Source organism: Segatella copri (genome assembly GCF_026015295.1).
In the GTDB taxonomy this organism is placed as follows: Bacteria; Bacteroidota; Bacteroidia; order Bacteroidales; family Bacteroidaceae; genus Prevotella; species Prevotella copri_C.
Genome location: NZ_JAPDUW010000001.1, coordinates 3,515,742 through 3,532,540 on the forward strand (window position 1 = coordinate 3,515,742; position 16,799 = coordinate 3,532,540).

A 16,799-nucleotide genomic window follows, 5' to 3' on the forward strand; every position below is an offset into this window, starting at 1 on the left:
TAACTTCATTTATGGAAAATAATATACCTCAGGAGTGGAATAAATTCTACTTGAAAGACGTATCGTTTGTGAATCTGATGATGCGCCGTATCTACAATGTACTGATTGTAGCCAATCCTTACGATGCGTTCATGCTTGAAGATGATGGACGTATCGAAGAGAAGATATATAATGAATATATGGAGCTGGGTCTCCGCTATCCGCCAACCTTTACTCAAGTTTCTACTACCGAAGAGGCTGCTGCTGTGCTGCGTTCTACCGTCATTGATCTGGTGATTTGCATGCCTGGCAATGCTGATAATGATGCCTTCGACGTAGCGCGCGACATCAAGGGTAAGTTTCCCAATATCCATTGTGTTGTTCTTACGCCTTTCTCTCATGGTATTACCAAGCGTATGCAGAATGAAGACTTGAGTATCTTCGATTATGTCTTCTGCTGGCTTGGCAACACCAATCTTATTCTTTCTATCATCAAGCTGATAGAGGATAAGATGAATCTTGAACATGACATACTGGAAGCAGGCGTGCAGATGATTCTGCTGGTAGAAGATTCTATCCGTTTCTATAGTTCTATATTGCCTAATCTCTATAATTATATATTGGAGCAGAGCAAGAACTTTTCTCAGGAGGCTCTGAACCGGCATGCAGCTACCATGCGTATGCGTGGCCGTCCTAAGGTGGTCTTGGCTCGTACTTACGAGGAAGCCCAGAAACTGTATGACAAGTATTCTGATAACACGTTGGGTGTAATCAGCGATGCACGTTTCCCGTTAAAGAGTGCTGCCAAAGCTTTTGGTAATGAGGTGATGCCTGAAGAGAAGCCTAAGCATCGTACGGATACTTTCGGTCGCGAGAAATGTCCGGATGCAGGTTTGCAACTCTTCCGTTATATCAGGAAGAACGATCCTTTCGTTCCGCTTATCATAGAAAGTTCTGAAAGTGAGAACCGTGCGAAGGCAGAGGCTGAAGGTTTCCGCTTTGTTGACAAGAACTCGAAGAAGATGAGCGTAGATCTTCGCCGTCTGATGGAAGAGCACATGGGCTTTGGCGATTTCATATTCCGTGATCCTAAGACTCATGAGGAGATTATGCGCATTCATAGTTTGAAGGAATTGCAGGATAACATCTTCAATATTCCTAACGATTCCATGCTCTATCATATCAGCCGCAACCACATGAGCCGTTGGCTTTGTGCTCGTGCCATCTTCCCTGTATCAGCTTTCCTGAAGCATGTTACCTGGGAGAAATTGCAGGATGTGGATGCTCACCGACAGATTATCTTCGATGCCATCGTGCAGTATCGCCACATGAAAAACATCGGTGTAGTGGCTGTTTTCGACCGCATGAAGTTTGACAGGTATGCCCACTTTGCCCGTATCGGAGAAGGCTCCCTGGGCGGAAAGGGTAGAGGTCTTGCATTCCTGGACAACATCATCAAGCGCCATCCTGAGTTCAACCAGTATGAGAATGCCACCGTGCAGATTCCGAAGACCGTGGTGCTCTGTACCGATATCTTCGACGAGTTCATGATGAGCAACAATCTCTATCCGATAGCTTTGAGTGATGCTAGCGATGATGAGATTCTGAAGCACTTCCTGCATGCCCAGCTGCCCGATTCGCTGATAGCCGACTTCTTCACCTTCTTTGAGGCAACCAGGAGTCCTATCGCAATCCGTTCAAGTTCGCTGCTCGAAGATGCCCACTATCAGCCGTTTGCCGGTATCTATTCTACCTATATGATTCCGTATCTGGAAGATAAGTATCAGATGCTGCAGATGCTGGCCTGTGCCATCAAGGGTGTCTATGCTTCTGTGTTCTATCGCGACTCGAAGGCTTACATGACCGCAACGAGCAATGTCATCGATCAGGAAAAGATGGCTGTTATCTTGCAGCAGGTTGTGGGCAAAGACTATGGTACAAGGTTTTATCCTACCATGAGCGGTGTGCTCCGTTCGCTCAATTATTATCCGATAGGAGATGAAGAGGCTGAAGAGGGTATAGCCAGTCTTGCCTTGGGCTTGGGTAAATATATCGTAGATGGAGGTCAGACCCTTCGTGTTTGTCCTTACCATCCGAATCAGGTGCTCCAGACATCTGAAACCGAGCTGGCTCTGCGCGACACCCAGACCCAGTTCTATGCGTTGGATATGAAGCATGTGGGCAATGATTTCAAGGTGGATGATGGCTTTAATATCCTCAAACTTCGGGTGAAGGATGCCGTAGAAGACCAGAGCCTTACCTATATCGCATCTACTTTCGATCCATACGATCAGGTCATCAATGATGGAGTCTATGAGAATGGCCGCAAACTGATAACCTTCTCAAGTGTGCTCCAGCATGGAGTGGTGCCTTTGCCAGAGATACTGCAGATGTCGATGAAGTATGGAGCAGGGGCTATGCGCAGACCTGTGGAGATAGAGTTTGCCTGCAATATCAATAATGACAGGACTTGCGAATTCTATCTTCTTCAGATTCGTCCTATCGTCGATGCCAAGGAGATGCTTGATGAAGATGTGAAGGCTATCCCTGATGCCGACTGCCTGTTGCGTTCGCACAATTCGCTGGGTCATGGCATCAGCGAAGATGTGGTTGATGTGGTTTATGTGAAGTATGATGACCACTTCTCTGCGATGAATAATTTTTATGTAGCCGATGATATAGAACGAATCAACCGCAAGTTCCTTGCTGACGGCAAGAACTATGTGCTGATAGGTCCTGGCCGTTGGGGCTCCAGCGACCATTATCTGGGTGTACCTGTAAAGTGGCCGCATATCAGCGCTGCCCGGGTTATTGTAGAGGTGGCTCTGAAGAATTACAATATCGATCCTAGTCAGGGTACTCACTTCTTCCAGAACCTCACCTCTTTTGGCGTGGGATACTTTACTGTAGATACAAATACAGGTGAAGGCGGCTTTGTAAATAAGGAAATTCTGGATGCCATGCCGGCTGTAGAGGAGACGCAATATGTCCGTCATGTACGCTTTGAGCACCCGATGAGAATTCTGATGGATGGTAAGAAGCAGGAAGGAGCCGTCTTGATTCCGAAGGAATGACGGGAAGAGTTGTCTCTGAATAGACATCAGAAACGTTCTATTTCTAGTTAAAGATGTATTTACAGTAGGATAAAATCTTCGTTCATCGACGCTGAATGTCCGTTCAGCGACGTTGAACCGCCGTTCATCGACGCTGAACCGCCGTTCAACGTCTATGAACGGAGATTTCATCTGATAGTAAAGACAATTTTATTTGATATAAACAACAAATAATCCTGGGAATGTTTGGAATTTCCATCGAAAAGCCTTACCTTTGTTCCCAGCTAAAATGAATGCCTTATGAATATGTTAACAGAACAACAGACAGAAACAAATCAGACAAGCGACAGGAAGTATCTTGTCCCGTTCATTCTCATTACGTCGCTCTTCTTTTTGTGGGGCTTCGCTCGTGCCATTCTGGATGTACTCAACAAACACTTCCAGAATGCGCTGCACATCAGTATTACTCATTCCGCCCTTATTCAGGTTACCACCTATCTGGGTTATTTCCTGATGGCAATACCTGCTGGCTTCTTTATCAACCGGTATGGTTATCGCCGTGGCGTGGTTTTTGGTCTGCTCCTCTTTGGTATTGGCGCCTTACTCTTTATCCCGGGTGCTGCGGTGGGCAGTTTCTCTGCATTCCTGCTCTGTCTTTTCATTATCGGGTGCGGTCTGGTGTTTCTGGAAACAGCCGCCAATCCCTATGTTACCGAACTGGGTGCCAAGGAAACAGCTACCAGCCGACTGAACTTATCGCAGTCGTTTAATGGATTGGGTGGCATTTTCGCCACACTTTGCATCGGTCAGTTCCTCTTCAACCAGACCGAAGAGGGCGGCAATGTGGTGGTGCCTTATACCATTCTGGGTATTCTGGTGCTGGTGATAGCTCTGGTTTTCTCGCGTGTAGATTTACCGGAAATCAGTCATGTGGCAACAGCAGAAGATGAGGCAGCCGGTTCTAATATCAGCAAACTCTTTTCCCATCACAAGATGTTCGTGTTTGGACTTCTGGCTTTGCTGAGCTATGAAGTGGCAGAGATTTCAATCAATTCCTACTTCATCAATTTCGTTACGGGCATGAAATGGATGGACGACCGCACGGCTTCCGTAGCCCTGACTTGTGCGCTGGCATTCTTTATGGTAGGCAGATTTCTCGGTTCCTGGATTATGCGCCGAATCAAGGCAACAACAATGTTGCTGATCTGCGCTGTGGGGTGTGTTGTCTGTATACTTTTAGTCCTGTCAAATCTGGGTAAGCTGTCGCTGGTAGCCCTGCTTTGCAACTATATGTTCGAGGCCATCATGTTTCCTACCATCTTCAGTATCGCTCTCACGGGGTTGGGCAACCTTACCAAGACAGCCTCTTCGCTTCTGATGATGACGCCAATCGGAGGTTGCGGTTTCCTGTTGATGGGACTCATCGCCGACCGTACTCATTTCACGCTTCCTTTTCTGGTACCGCTCGTAGGATTTGTCATCGTTCTGGCTTATGCGGCTCGTGAATATAAACTTGCCAAGAAGTAACTGGCGGTTGGGTAGAAAGATGTAAATATAAAGATGTTAAATTGCTAACTGCGTTTAGCAAAAGCTTTGTGTTTTGTGGGGTATTGGTGCGGAATTAACTTTTTTAACTCGATTGCAACACGAAAAATCGAATTATCATTTTGCTGTCTCAAAAGAAAAAGGTAAATTTGCACTCGGTAAGGAAAGAGCCTCATAAGTTCTACACCTTATTATATATAAGAAAAAAAAGAATGTTTCATTAAACAATAAATTAAGTAAAATTATGGCAGTAGATTACAAGAAAATCGGTCTTGTGAACACTAAGGAAATGTTCGCAAGAGCTATCAAGGGCGGTTGGGCCGTTCCTGCTTTCAACTTCAATAACTTGGAGCAGCTCCAGGCTATCATCCAGGCTTCTTCAAACTTGAAGTCACCAGTTATCCTCCAGGTATCTAAGGGCGCTCGTAAGTATGCTAACCCTACTTTGCTCCGTTACTTGGCAGAGGGTGCTGTAGAGTATGCTAAGGAGTTGGGTTGCAACCATCCTGAGATCGTTCTCCACCTCGATCACGGTGATAGCTTCGAGACATGTAAGAGCTGTGTAGACTTCGGTTTCTCTTCTGTAATGATCGACGGTTCTGCTCTTCCATACGAGGAGAACATTGCATTGACAAAGAAGGTTGTTGACTACGCTCATCAGTTCGGTGTAACTGTAGAGGGTGAGCTCGGTGTCCTCGCTGGTGTTGAGGATGACGTAGTTGCTGAGGAGTCTCACTATACAAAGCCTGAGGAGGTTGTTGATTTCGCTACACGTACTGGTGTTGATTCATTGGCTATCTCTATCGGTACTTCTCACGGTGCTTACAAGTTCAAGCCAGAGCAGTGCACACGTGACCCTAAGACTGGTCACCTCGTTCCTCCTCCATTGGCATTCGACGTATTGGCAGCAGTTGAGAAGCAGCTTCCTGGTTTCCCTATCGTTCTCCACGGTTCTTCTTCAGTTCCTCAGGAGTATGTTGATATCATCAACAAGTTCGGTGGTAAGTTGCCAGATGCAGTTGGTATCCCAGAGGAGCAGTTGACTAAGGCTTCTGAGAGCGCTGTTTGCAAGATCAACATCGACTCTGACTCTCGTCTTGCTTTCACAGCAGGTGTTCGTGAGACATTGGCTCTTCACCCAGAGTACTTCGACCCACGTCAGTACTGCGGTAAGGCTCGTGAGTACATGGTTGACCTCTATAGCCACAAGATCAAGGATGTTCTTCATTCTGACAACAAGTTGGCTAACCTCGACTAATCTTCGAGATTTTACAACACAAGATATGAGCGGGAATCCGAAAGGGTTCCCGCTTTTGTTTTATCCCCTTTTTTCCCGCTATCATACAATCTGTCAGCAAGTAATGCGTATTGTGCACGATAACATGAAAATCTTTACATTATTTAACTGAGAAAACTTGCATCTTATTGACTTTTTTCCTATATTTGCAATGTTCAAACGAAAGAACAGGACATGTAAGAGGGGTATAAGCCCTATAGTAAATGATAAGCAATAGTAAATGATAACCAATAGTAAATGATATCACTCCTCCCAACATATCATTTGTGTAATTGTAAAAGATGATTTAAACCGAAAGGTGTTTGTTTTTAAAAGCATCGGATGGTAATGGCCGAAAGGCTGGAATCTGAAGATGACAGGTTTAAATGATAATGAAAACAATTAGTAAATGGTATAACTATGAAGAAGTATTTTATGATGGTCATCGCTATGACTATGATGACAATAGGATTTGTAAGTTGCAGTGCATCTGACGATGAAATGGGTGAAACAGTTAGTCGCGTTACCACCGATGAGTCAGGTTTCTCTTTGCTCAGCTATTCCATGACTGCGGGCTCTGCCGTAAGCGAGGAGTCTAACAGTAAGGCTGAGAATGATGAGAAGTTGGTTTGCAAGATTCTTCCGGGTGGTCAGCTGATGCTGACTCATAAGAATGTAATCTTCGACCAAGGTACAAATATCAAGTTTGCAACTCAGTTGGTTGGCAAGAAGTTAATCATTACCGAAACAGGTGATTATGGAAAGTCTGGTCAGTATGGTTATTATACGCTTGTTGCCAAAGTAGGAACAGTTAAGGATGGTGACTATGTGGTTGTTGTAATGCGCAATAATCACGCCCGTGAGGAGTTCAAGTTGAAGTATGACTCTTCCCGAGCTAATTAAGATACATATAAATAGTAAAATGCAATTCAGATATATAATAAATGATATGAAGTTACAATTATAATGAATGGTATGTTGATATATAATATACGAAGTTAAGACAAATGATAGTAAATGATAGTAAATGATATGTTTATTCAATAACAGATGTCGCTTCTTTCGACCAGTCTAGTTTTACTTTCTGTTTTCATTTCCCCCTAATGCTTCCATGAGCTGTTCTGGTGTACAGTCTTTTAATATCACCTTATTCTCTTTATCCAACAGGTAAATGGTTGGCATGGCTTTGAGTCCGTAAATCGTGCTCAAGCGGTTATCTGCTACGATGCGGAGCAGACTGAAGCTGGCTGGTATTGTCTGTTTGTCGAGCCATGCAGATATCTTGTGGCAGTTCTCGCAGTCAGGATCGTAGAAATATAAGATAACCTTCTTTTCCCGGTAATCGCTCAACTGATGAGGCTTGCCGTCTTCCAGCATAAAACTGATATTGGTAGCCTGTGTGCCAGGCAAGTTCTTTTTTGCCTGTTTCAGTTTAAATTCTATTCTTTCTTTCTCGGTTACATCGAAGTATGGCGATTTAGCCATGTCTTCCAGAAATAGGGCATATACCCTGTCGTTGCGCATGGGCGACTCAGGGTTCTCATAATAATGCTCGATGAGGCTTTCAAACTTCTCTTTAGATGGCTTCTGCTGGTAAGCTTTGGCTGTAAAGGCTGCAATCCCCTTTTGGGCTATTTCCTGGTCGAAACGTGCCAGAATATCGATGAAGTTGACAAAGCCCTGTTCTGCCATCTCCTTGTTTGCCAGTTCCAGGGTGTCGGAAAAGTTGAAGTTGTCCCAATAGTGCTCACTCAGGTATGTTGCACGTTGCTCTACGCTGCGCAGACTGTCTGGCAGAGCAGGGTATGGGAAACTGTTCTGAGCCTTGGTTGGGGATAAGGCTCCAACCAGCATGAAGAAACTGAGGAATATGAATCTTGCCATCATCTTTATATTGGAATTAATAATATTACTAACGGGTGCAAAATTACAAAATAAAATTGAAAGTGGCAAGGTTTTTTATATAAAAAAAAGCCGCGGAACTATAGAAGGTGAGATCACCTCGGCAACTACAGTTCCAACGACCAGTCTAGTTTAATTTATTGGTTCCCGCATTCTATTTGTATAGTAAATGATAATTATTTTATTACCTATTTCATTGATATTTGGGGGCATTTAAATTTTGAAACGATATGCGCCCCGATACAGATATATGAACTAAACTTTTCTAAAACTTACTACTGATAGGTGAATTCAAACTTCACGGCCTTTCCTTGGTTGAAGTTATCAGCCTTCAGCCAGAAGTATCCCTTTTCACCTTTTTTGGCATTCTTGCGTACATTCCTCAACTTAAAGGGATATGTATAGGTTCTTTCGCCTTTTTCCAGAAGGGATACCGGATCTCTCTTGATTACTTCTGCCTTATAGGTAAACCAGCTGTTTGTTTTGCAGTCGTCATTCGTTTCGGCTCCAGTATCACCTATTTCTACCTTCCAGTCTTCTGGATTGATATCATTGGATGCGATTTTGAAATTCACAGGCACCAGTCCGTCAGGATAATCCTTAGGAATGGTGATGGTGAAATCTCCTACACTGTTCAATGCTGCGCCAATATTGTCTCTGTTCTGGAAGTCATAATTAGCCTCACTCACACTATAGAGATGGATGTTTCTATTGAGTCCATGCACTTTGTCGGTGAGGTAGATGATGCCTTCTCGCCAGGTCTTGTCTACCTTGTCCAGCTTGTACTTAATGGTACCGGTACCGGTCTTTGTTGCTTTGTCATAAGTATAGCTGGTAACCTCTGGTGCAGCTGCAGTTGCGTATGCCAGATTCTGGGTCCATATAGCCTCAAAATCGGTAGAAAGTTTTGTAGCGGCATCGCTACCCTTATAAGTGAACTGTACAGTCTGTTCCTTCTTTTCACCTGTATTTACAGTCTTATAAGTACCTCCGACGATAGCCAGTTCGTATTTTCCATCAGAAACTCCCGGAACAATCTGTTCTACTCTAATCCAAGGGTTATTGACCGGTGCACCTTTTATCGCTTCCTCAGAACTTCCTTTGCCATAGCTTTCGTCCAGTTTGTCTATGATGATTCTGTATTCATAGTTACGCTTGATGGCGTATGGCTTGTTGTTTTTATCCTGAAGGTATATGAAATAGAATTTACCATTATACTTTATAGTGACCTTAGCAGGGTCAGTTGGCAAGTTACTTTCTTCAAAGGCTGCTGTCGGATTGTACATTTGCCCATTGCTACCTTTCAGTCTCTTAGTGCTTACGGATGGTGTTATATATGTAGGTTTCCATGTCCAATCTTTGCCTCCTGTAGTATCATCGAACTTCAAGCTGTCTCGATTGAATGGTGCTATAGTTCCGTATTGTACACCATTGAAAACAGATATTCCGAAATCGCTGCTTTTAAGGTTCGCGTTTGCTTTTTTAGCCGCGTCGCTCCAAACTGCAGAAATCTTCGCTCTATCTCTTATAAGATGGATGATGTAGTCTTTTTGTTTGTCGGTATTGGTAAGATACTCCTTCAGTTGATTAGGGGTGTCTCTTTTGATGTATCCCCAATAGCGAGTCATCACTTCTTGCTTTTCTGTATGATTTGTCTCGAAAGTTGTCATAAGCATGTTTTCATGCATTCCTACCCATTTCCATTGAACGTCATGCCCATCTTCATCTTTATCTTTAAGGGAATTATATTGAGCAGTAGCGTTAGCTACTAAGTGGATACGAGAAGTCTTGTTTGGGATTTCTGCCTTGAAATCTCTAAGTACTGAACTTCCGTCCCCATTTATGTCACCTCCTGATACAGCGGTACTGTCTTGCTCAGCTTTTTTCTCACTTGTGATCCAGTAATTACCATCATTGTCTCTATAAAACCCTTTGATGGGGTTGAACTGATCTTTAATATTTCCAAAACCAACAAATTGGCCTTCGTTGTCGAAGCAGAATAGTTTTAAATCATCTTTACTTCTAATACCTTCGTTCATGTAAACAGTACTTCTTGTAGCTGTGTGCTCCTCGAAGCTAGGTATGGCTATATTGAAGTGAGCGGTATAGTAACCATCTTCAGCCTCGTTGCTTGAAGTCTCGTTGTCTACTATACAATCGGTGCAGGCTGTCAACATAAATGTTAACAGCACTGCTATCATACCAATATGTAATCTTATTTGTTTCATATCATTAACCTTCTTTATTCTATACCTTGATCTTCTATTTTCTCGATTTCATCTGGTGTCAAGTCATGTACGCAACGAACATAGGCTCCCTTGTAATTAGCGTTACTTTGTTCTTCAGACTTATCGCCATCGAATGTCCAGTAGGATTCACCTTGTAACAGATCATTAGGAATAGCGTTATTGCCTGATTGTAAACTAATAATTTTTTTAACCTCTTCTTTTGTAGGCAAACGCCAACCGCTTAGATCAAGGTCCTCGCCTTTCTTTGTCTTAGCCTTTTCTTTGTACTGTTTACAGTATTTCTTGGCTTCGTCGTTGCTGCCTATTGATTGCAACCTACTATTGATGGTTGAGGCAATGATGAAAGCAGGTGATACCGTATTGTCATTTTTATCTGATGGCTTTGCCACGCTATAGGTGTTACTACTCTTTGTCACTGAGTGTTGAATCGTGTATAGGTGTTTATTTTGGCATGGATTCAAAGTACCCGTACTTTCTACATTGAGTGAGTAGATACTAGGGTATTTTTTTACAATGATTTTTTGTTTCTTGTTTGATCCGTTTACACAGAGATTGAAAGTGCAGTATACAACGGTGTTGTGCGCTGGATACCCATCGCTGATTTTTATGTAGCCGCAATATCCGTCACCAGTCGTAGTGTTTCGTTGTGATTCTGCACCTCCTGGTTGGTTGATATTGTTCTCATTTTTGTGTATTGTTCCGTTTGAGTCGAACGAATAGTATACGTATTCTTGTATATTACATTCTGCTGATGCCATCCATCTTATACTTTCATCTGTCTTGTTGCCGTCCATTCCTTTCATACTGATTGTGGTAGGATAAACTATCAGATAGTCAGCCTTGTCGCCTTTTACCTTAGTTTCTTCTCCTTGCGTCCATTTCGTAATTTGCCACTTGAGATAACCAAGGTCGTCATCGTAATCAATATCTGTCTTGGTATCCAGATACTTGATGACTGCATTGACGGTATAGATATAGTTGCGGTCTAACTTCTTGTCACCCTGAGGGTCACGAACCGGTATATTCAATACCTTCAGGGTATCCTTTTTAGAATCGTCCTTATATTTAAAGTTGACCTTTGCTACAATCTGTGGCATTGTTTCCTGAGTTTCCCATTGGGTGGAATAACTGTAGGTGGTTACCGTGAAGACCTTATTTCCCTTCTCATCTTTTGCAAATGCTGCCGGGCTCCAGGTATTGTTGTCTGATATGATAGATGGAGTTGCGGTTTGATCAGCACCAGCAAAGATGGTAGTATTGGTATTGTAATTGATGAGTTTCCACTGAACGTCAGAAATATGGTAATCCTTCACCGTAGAAGAGATGTTCAGCTTGATTTTGGCAGCAGCTCTTATCAGTTCTACCTGGATATCCTGTTCTGCCTTTTCTGTAATCTTGTATGAACCATGACTGCTCATCAGAAACAGCTTCTTGCTGTTGTCTGTAGAGTAAGGCATCCAGATATCATCATCCTTCTGGGTAGCTTTCTGAAGTTCATCCAGGCTTTTGCCTTGCAGGCTCTGACTGGCGTTGGCTGCTGCATAGAATGCATAACTTTGACCTGATTGGAGGTTCAGGCTCTCCTTCCAGTTGCCCGAACCCAGTTCCTCTGCTTTGTTCTCTGCAGGGGCGTCGAACAGACTGTCTATTCTGCGTTTGCTGGATGTTGGTTCGAACATCTTAAAGTCAAGAGAAGACAGAGTTTTTTCATGAAGATTCTCTTCTTCCTTCACTCTTGTGGTCTGCAGGTCGTTGACCATGGGAGTCATGCTCAGCTGTTGTGCAGCCGAACCGTTTCCCAGTTCGTCTTCAGCTGAGCATCCTGCCATGAGCCATCCTGCCGTAAGAGCCAAGATGCATTTTGCGAATCTTATGTCTATATATAACTTCTTCATGATGAATGTTATTTTCTGTTGTCTTTATAATACTTGTTCAAAGTGAATATCCTTACCGGCGAATTTGCCCTTCTTGCATCCATTATATTTGAAACCTGGATTCAGGACAAACTTATCGTTTGGATATTTGGTCAGGAAAACCTGCGCCTTTACATTGTGTGGCTTTGCCAGATCCAGTCTGTTTTTCGGAACCACATAGAAGTAGAGCGTCTTCTTCTCACCACTTTTATTGATGATGAAATCATCTATATGATAAGTATATCCAATTATTTTGTCTCCATCGTTTTGGTCTGAAATGTTTGTATCGTAAACCGGTTCTTTTTCCTCATAATTGCCATCCTTATCGCATTCTACGAATCCGAACATCGGGTTGTCTGTCTGGAGAATCCAAGGCTTACCTTTGGTATCGATATCCTCGAGCGTAATCATCGGTCCGCGTTTAGGGAAACCGTAATATACCTTGTAGCCCCAGTCTGTCTTTCCGCTGTCAGGGATTTCAACATTCGTAGAGGCATCGATGAAATCGAATGTTCCTCCATCCTTCCATTCCTGAATGGTAGGAGTAACGGTGAGCATGCCCATCTGTCCGTTGAGGAAATAACCATAAACTACCAGTTCTCTGTTTCTGATAGCATTTCCTTCAGAAGGAATATTGAAGGTCACGTGATTCTCGGTTACTCCACCATCTAATGAATAGTAGATGGTGCCTTTGATGGCTTTGTTGGTCTCACGGAGATAACAGAGATCATGAGATTTGATTTCTTCCTTATTAAAAGCATCTAAATATTCCTGGGCAGACTGATCACTCTTTTTGATGAAACTCTTAGGATCCTCCACTTCCTTGATATCCTTGTTCTCTACACCAGCCAGTTTCAGAGTGGTTGGTACGTAAGCTGTACCTGCGTTGTCGTATTTCTGGCTGGTTACGTTCTGGTTGTAACCATTCTCGTTATATGTCGCTTCGTCGGGAAAAACATAGCTGGCAGTAGGAATGGTGTAGCCTTCTACTTCAATTCTTTTTACCTTTACCTGACTGGTATTGGCATCAGAACCCGATTTGCGGGCAAAGTAAAAATGGAGTTTCGAAACGGCGCGAACCAGAGGAATTTTGATGCCTTTGTCTTTGGCTCCTTCTTCTGTATCAGCCACATGATTATCTACAGAGATTTGAGTGATGGCACGGGAGATAGGGAGTCCCTTTCCGGCTGGCACTTCTTTTGTTTCTGCAGTACCATCGCCATTGATACCGAAAGGTGAGGTAAAGCTGACTTCTTTCAGATCTTTGCGGGTAACAGAACTGAGGTCTTTGCCTTTTATCTTGTCCGGCATGTTGATGCTCTCAGAGTTTGCCAGGATGTAAAGGTCGATGTTCTTTACTTCTTCGCCGCCAATCTTTCTCAGGAATCGGAGGTTCAGGGTATAGTTACCGTTCTTCACTTCGCTCAGCGTCTCTGCTTTATAAGAGATAGGAGTGGCTTCATCGCCGGTATTTGATTTGAACACCCACACCTTGATATTATGGATGTCGCTCTCCTGAGTAGGATTCGCATCAGTCTCATTGTCGGCAAGAGCCTTTCCGCTAGTTTCTCCGGCTCTGGTACTGTTTCCGGTGCCGGTAGAGAAACTGAGGCTCAGATAGGCATTGTCGCTTTGAGCTGTTTCTGTATTTTCGTTCTCTGAACAGGATGCCATTGCGCCTACCATGAGCAAAGCAGCGAGTGCCATACACACTGGGCGTGTCATCTTGGTCAGAGTAGATTGATAGCGTTTCATGTTTTCTTTCTTTTACTTATACTTCTTTTTTTTCTTATTTTCCCAGGTCGGCATTCTGAAGATTCAGAACCCAGTTGTTTACCTTGATTCTTGCATCCATGCTGTAGGTAGAACTTGGAGCTGGCACGTAGAATACCAGAGTGTAATGGTCCTGACGGTCCAGATACTGCTGGTCGCTCCAGTCTTTGCCGTAGCGGTCGCTGGCACAGAGTGAGAGGAACCAAGGCAGGGAGTGGTTGAAGATGACTTTGTTGATGCGCTTGTCGGTGATGACGATGCGCTTGTCATCATATTGGCTGGATCCGTCGGCAGCGCGACTCTTGTTGTCATCTTTGGTTTCGAACATACGTGATGATGACAGGTCGTAAACCAGCGCCTTTTCTACGTCTTCGCCTTCTACCTCAGTCTTGCCGCTGTGGTTTTCTACCAGTTTCTTCTCATAAGGAAGATAGGTGATTGCCTTTGGCTTTACCTTGTCGCCCTTATAGTCGAGTAGGGCAGCGGAACCTTTGATTTCTACATCGAAGTTTTCGGCTGTGAATCCTTCCTGGTCGGGTTCGAATGGAAGCATCACCACGCGGTATGTCTTGGTACACTTCATCAGACTCAATTTTCCCTGCGCATCGTTTTCTCCATCAAAGTTGAGGGAGTCCTGTGCGGTATAGAGTGCGGTGAAGTGCTTGTCGTTTACTGATTCTTCTGCGTTTTTTTTGCCCATTTCCTCTTGCAGGTCGTTGATGGTAGAGATACCTGGGGTAAGTTTAGTAAAGCTAAACTCGGTCTCATCATCACCTTCGGCTCTTGTTCCCATTGCTGCAGGCTGCTTGTCACGAGCCAGGCAGACGAAGGTATACTTGCCTGCTTGCAGGTCTGTGATTTCCATCTTATGACCTGTTTCAAACTTGTCAGCCGACTCGGTATAGTTATCAACGAACTTACCGTTCTTGTCGAATACATAAACGTTGAGGTTCTTCACCTCAGCAGAGAAAGCATCAGCCTCTTTCACATTATAAGTATAGTCGAATTTGAGCGACAACTTAGCTGTAGGGCAGCTCGTGATTTCGTCTTTCATGCATGATGAAAGAGAAGTGAGTGCGATGGCTGAGATGCAAACCAGCTTGCAACATTTGTTGTTGAGGAAATGTGCCATATTCTTTATCTTTTATAATCTTTTACTTTTTTTATATAGAGAGTGCCGTAGGTAGCGAATATCTTTGCTTTATCAGTTCTCTGTTTCGTTGCCTTCGGCATCGTTATTATCTAAGGATGAAAAGTGCCAGTCTTTCGGGTTGGGGGTATGACGGCACGTCTTTGTATCTCCCGCCTTTTATACATGGGCGGCAATGTTAGTTATCTTTTAAGAATGTTTTCGTTCTTTTCAGAACGAACGTTTGGTTGATAAACTCTCGGAGGAGGATTGCTCCCCCGAGAGTATTGGTATATATATAAGTATTTATATTTTATCTGTCTGGTTTGACGGAATATTACTGCAAGTCAACGTCCTGGTTGTTGAGAACCCAAGGGTTAACAGTAACAGTAACATTGATATAGTAGAATTTATTCTCCTCTGTTGGCTCACCATTAGGAACCTGAGCACCTACGTTGAAGATGTTGTTAACAGTGAGACGATAGATGCTGTTACGCTGAATAGCGTTAGCATAACCGATGTGATTATCCTTGATAACCTGCTTGTAGTATGTCTTACCTCCCTTGAATACTTCAATCTTGTAATCCTCACGGAACTTAGCCAATTTTGCTTCGTCATTGATGGCATTACTCAATTCTTCCTTCATTGTAGCTGCGGTCTTGCCTTCGCCGAAGAGGTTTGTTACATCCTTGTAATCTTCGAAGATCTGAGCGAAAGAGGTGTAGATAACGTTGTTGTAACGATAGAATGTACCTTTATTAGCGTCCTCAGCATTGAAATCAGCATTAGTCATCTCCTTATCCTTAAGAGTAACCTTGTACTCGAAATACATGGTTGTAGGATTTTTTGATGAATTGTTCTCGAATACGTAGTTTACTGTATTGTTGTTGAAGAATTTCTTATCCTCGTAAAGATACTTGGTACCGAAATCATCAGCCTTCTGTGTATACTCGGTGTTAGCTGGAAGACTAAGCTGGTTTTCACTCCATGTCTGCATCACGTAAGACTGATTTGCCAAGTTAGCTACAGCATAGTCTACCAGTTCAATTTTTGCAACCTTATCTTTTGCATCATCTATTGCCACCTTCAATGCTTCTGAAGCATTTTCTGGGTAAGATGCAAGGACTTTTGTTGATTTATTTACAGGAGCATCGATACGAGCTACTACACGCTCAACCTTGATGGCTGCATCTTTTTGTGTATTATTTCCATCAGCTGATGTATAAGTTACCTTTGCTGGGTTCTGCTTGTTGTTGTTAGCCTTGATGAAGGTTACAGAATAACCATTTCCATTCACCTGTGCATCGTTCTGGTTGAACATAGCAAAGTCGTTGGCGTTTGCAAATGGAGATGCAAAGCTATTTGTAGCAGCAGTGAAGAAGTTGTTGCTAGTAGCAGCGAAGTCCATACCACCTGCAGGCTTGTGGCTACCAGCCAGGAAATATACACGGTATCTCTGACCTGCTTCAACTTGAGGAACCTTGATTTCGAAAGTCTTGGTACCGTCCTTCTTTTTAGAAGCATCATCTTTAACATCTCCAGACCAATCCAACCCAGATAAGTATTCATGGAAAGCAATGTTGTTTTGGTCATCTACCAAATACAAAGTACCATTTGTGATAGCTGCTTCACCTGCTGTAGCATTCTCAGTAGGATCAACAACTGAAGTTCTAGTGCCGCTAGCATTTGGAGACTGTACGGTCAAAGTCATGTAGTAACCATCTACCTTCTCCTGACCTGCTTTGTCATTAGCCAAATCCTCACTGTCGCTGCAGCTAGTGAAAGACAAAGCTGCGGCTGAAACCAAGCTCATTACGAGCAAATTCATTTTTTTCATAATCTTTTTACTTAATACAAAAAAAGTTATACAATATATTTAATTAATTATTATTCTCAAAATTAAGTTTCGCACATATTGGCACAATCCGCTGAAAACAGATCGTATTTTACATCATCTTTTATCTTATACTTATATAAATA

At 43.2% G+C, this 16,799-nt stretch carries 10 protein-coding genes; 4 read left to right on the forward strand and 6 right to left on the reverse strand.

Features of this window, described 5'->3' with window-relative positions; translation table 11 throughout:
• Positions 1-11: 11 nt before the first annotated feature.
• The 4 genes from ONT18_RS14785 (at position 12) to ONT18_RS14800 (ending at position 6,756) form a co-directional block, all read left to right on the forward strand.
• Complete coding sequence (locus ONT18_RS14785; protein WP_264906395.1) at positions 12-3,053, forward strand: PEP/pyruvate-binding domain-containing protein; 3,042 nt, start codon at positions 12-14, stop codon at positions 3,051-3,053.
• 279 nt (positions 3,054-3,332) lie between these two features.
• Positions 3,333-4,559 (forward strand): sugar MFS transporter, encoded by a 1,227-nt coding sequence (locus ONT18_RS14790; RefSeq protein ID WP_264906397.1) that lies wholly within the window; start codon positions 3,333-3,335, stop codon positions 4,557-4,559.
• Positions 4,560-4,821: 262 nt separating this feature from the next.
• Positions 4,822-5,835, forward strand: coding sequence for a class II fructose-bisphosphate aldolase (locus ONT18_RS14795; RefSeq protein ID WP_153139364.1), 1,014 nt, complete (start codon positions 4,822-4,824; stop codon positions 5,833-5,835).
• 438 nt (positions 5,836-6,273) lie between these two features.
• Positions 6,274-6,756: a hypothetical protein gene (locus ONT18_RS14800; protein WP_264906401.1), complete on the forward strand. Its 483-nt coding sequence runs from the start codon at positions 6,274-6,276 to the stop codon at positions 6,754-6,756.
• A 174-nt stretch (positions 6,757-6,930) separates the two neighbouring features.
• On the opposite strand, the gene ONT18_RS14805 is transcribed toward ONT18_RS14800, so the two are convergent.
• The 6 genes from ONT18_RS14805 to ONT18_RS14830 all read right to left on the reverse strand — a co-directional run bounded on the left by ONT18_RS14805 (position 6,931) and on the right by ONT18_RS14830 (position 16,656).
• Positions 6,931-7,737 carry a DUF5106 domain-containing protein gene (locus tag ONT18_RS14805; RefSeq protein WP_264906403.1) on the reverse strand — a complete coding sequence of 269 codons (807 nt, stop codon included), beginning with the start codon at positions 7,735-7,737 and terminating at the stop codon, positions 6,931-6,933.
• 293 nt (positions 7,738-8,030) lie between these two features.
• Positions 8,031-9,983, reverse strand: coding sequence for a hypothetical protein (locus tag ONT18_RS14810; RefSeq protein ID WP_264906405.1), 1,953 nt, complete (start codon positions 9,981-9,983; stop codon positions 8,031-8,033).
• 14 nt (positions 9,984-9,997) lie between these two features.
• Complete coding sequence (locus tag ONT18_RS14815) at positions 9,998-11,899, reverse strand: hypothetical protein (RefSeq protein ID WP_264906407.1); 1,902 nt, start codon at positions 11,897-11,899, stop codon at positions 9,998-10,000.
• A 24-nt stretch (positions 11,900-11,923) separates the two neighbouring features.
• The gene (locus tag ONT18_RS14820) at positions 11,924-13,672 is read right to left on the reverse strand and encodes a hypothetical protein (protein WP_264906409.1); all 1,749 of its coding nucleotides are present in this window, start codon (positions 13,670-13,672) and stop codon (positions 11,924-11,926) included.
• Positions 13,673-13,706: 34 nt separating this feature from the next.
• Entirely contained in the window at positions 13,707-14,822 is a 1,116-nt protein-coding gene (locus ONT18_RS14825) for a FimB/Mfa2 family fimbrial subunit (protein ID WP_264906411.1), read from the reverse strand.
• Positions 14,823-15,156: 334 nt separating this feature from the next.
• On the reverse strand, positions 15,157-16,656 hold the full coding sequence (locus ONT18_RS14830; RefSeq protein ID WP_264906413.1) for an Mfa1 family fimbria major subunit: 1,500 nt from the start codon (positions 16,654-16,656) through the stop codon (positions 15,157-15,159).
• Between the last annotated feature and the right edge of the window lie 143 nt (positions 16,657-16,799).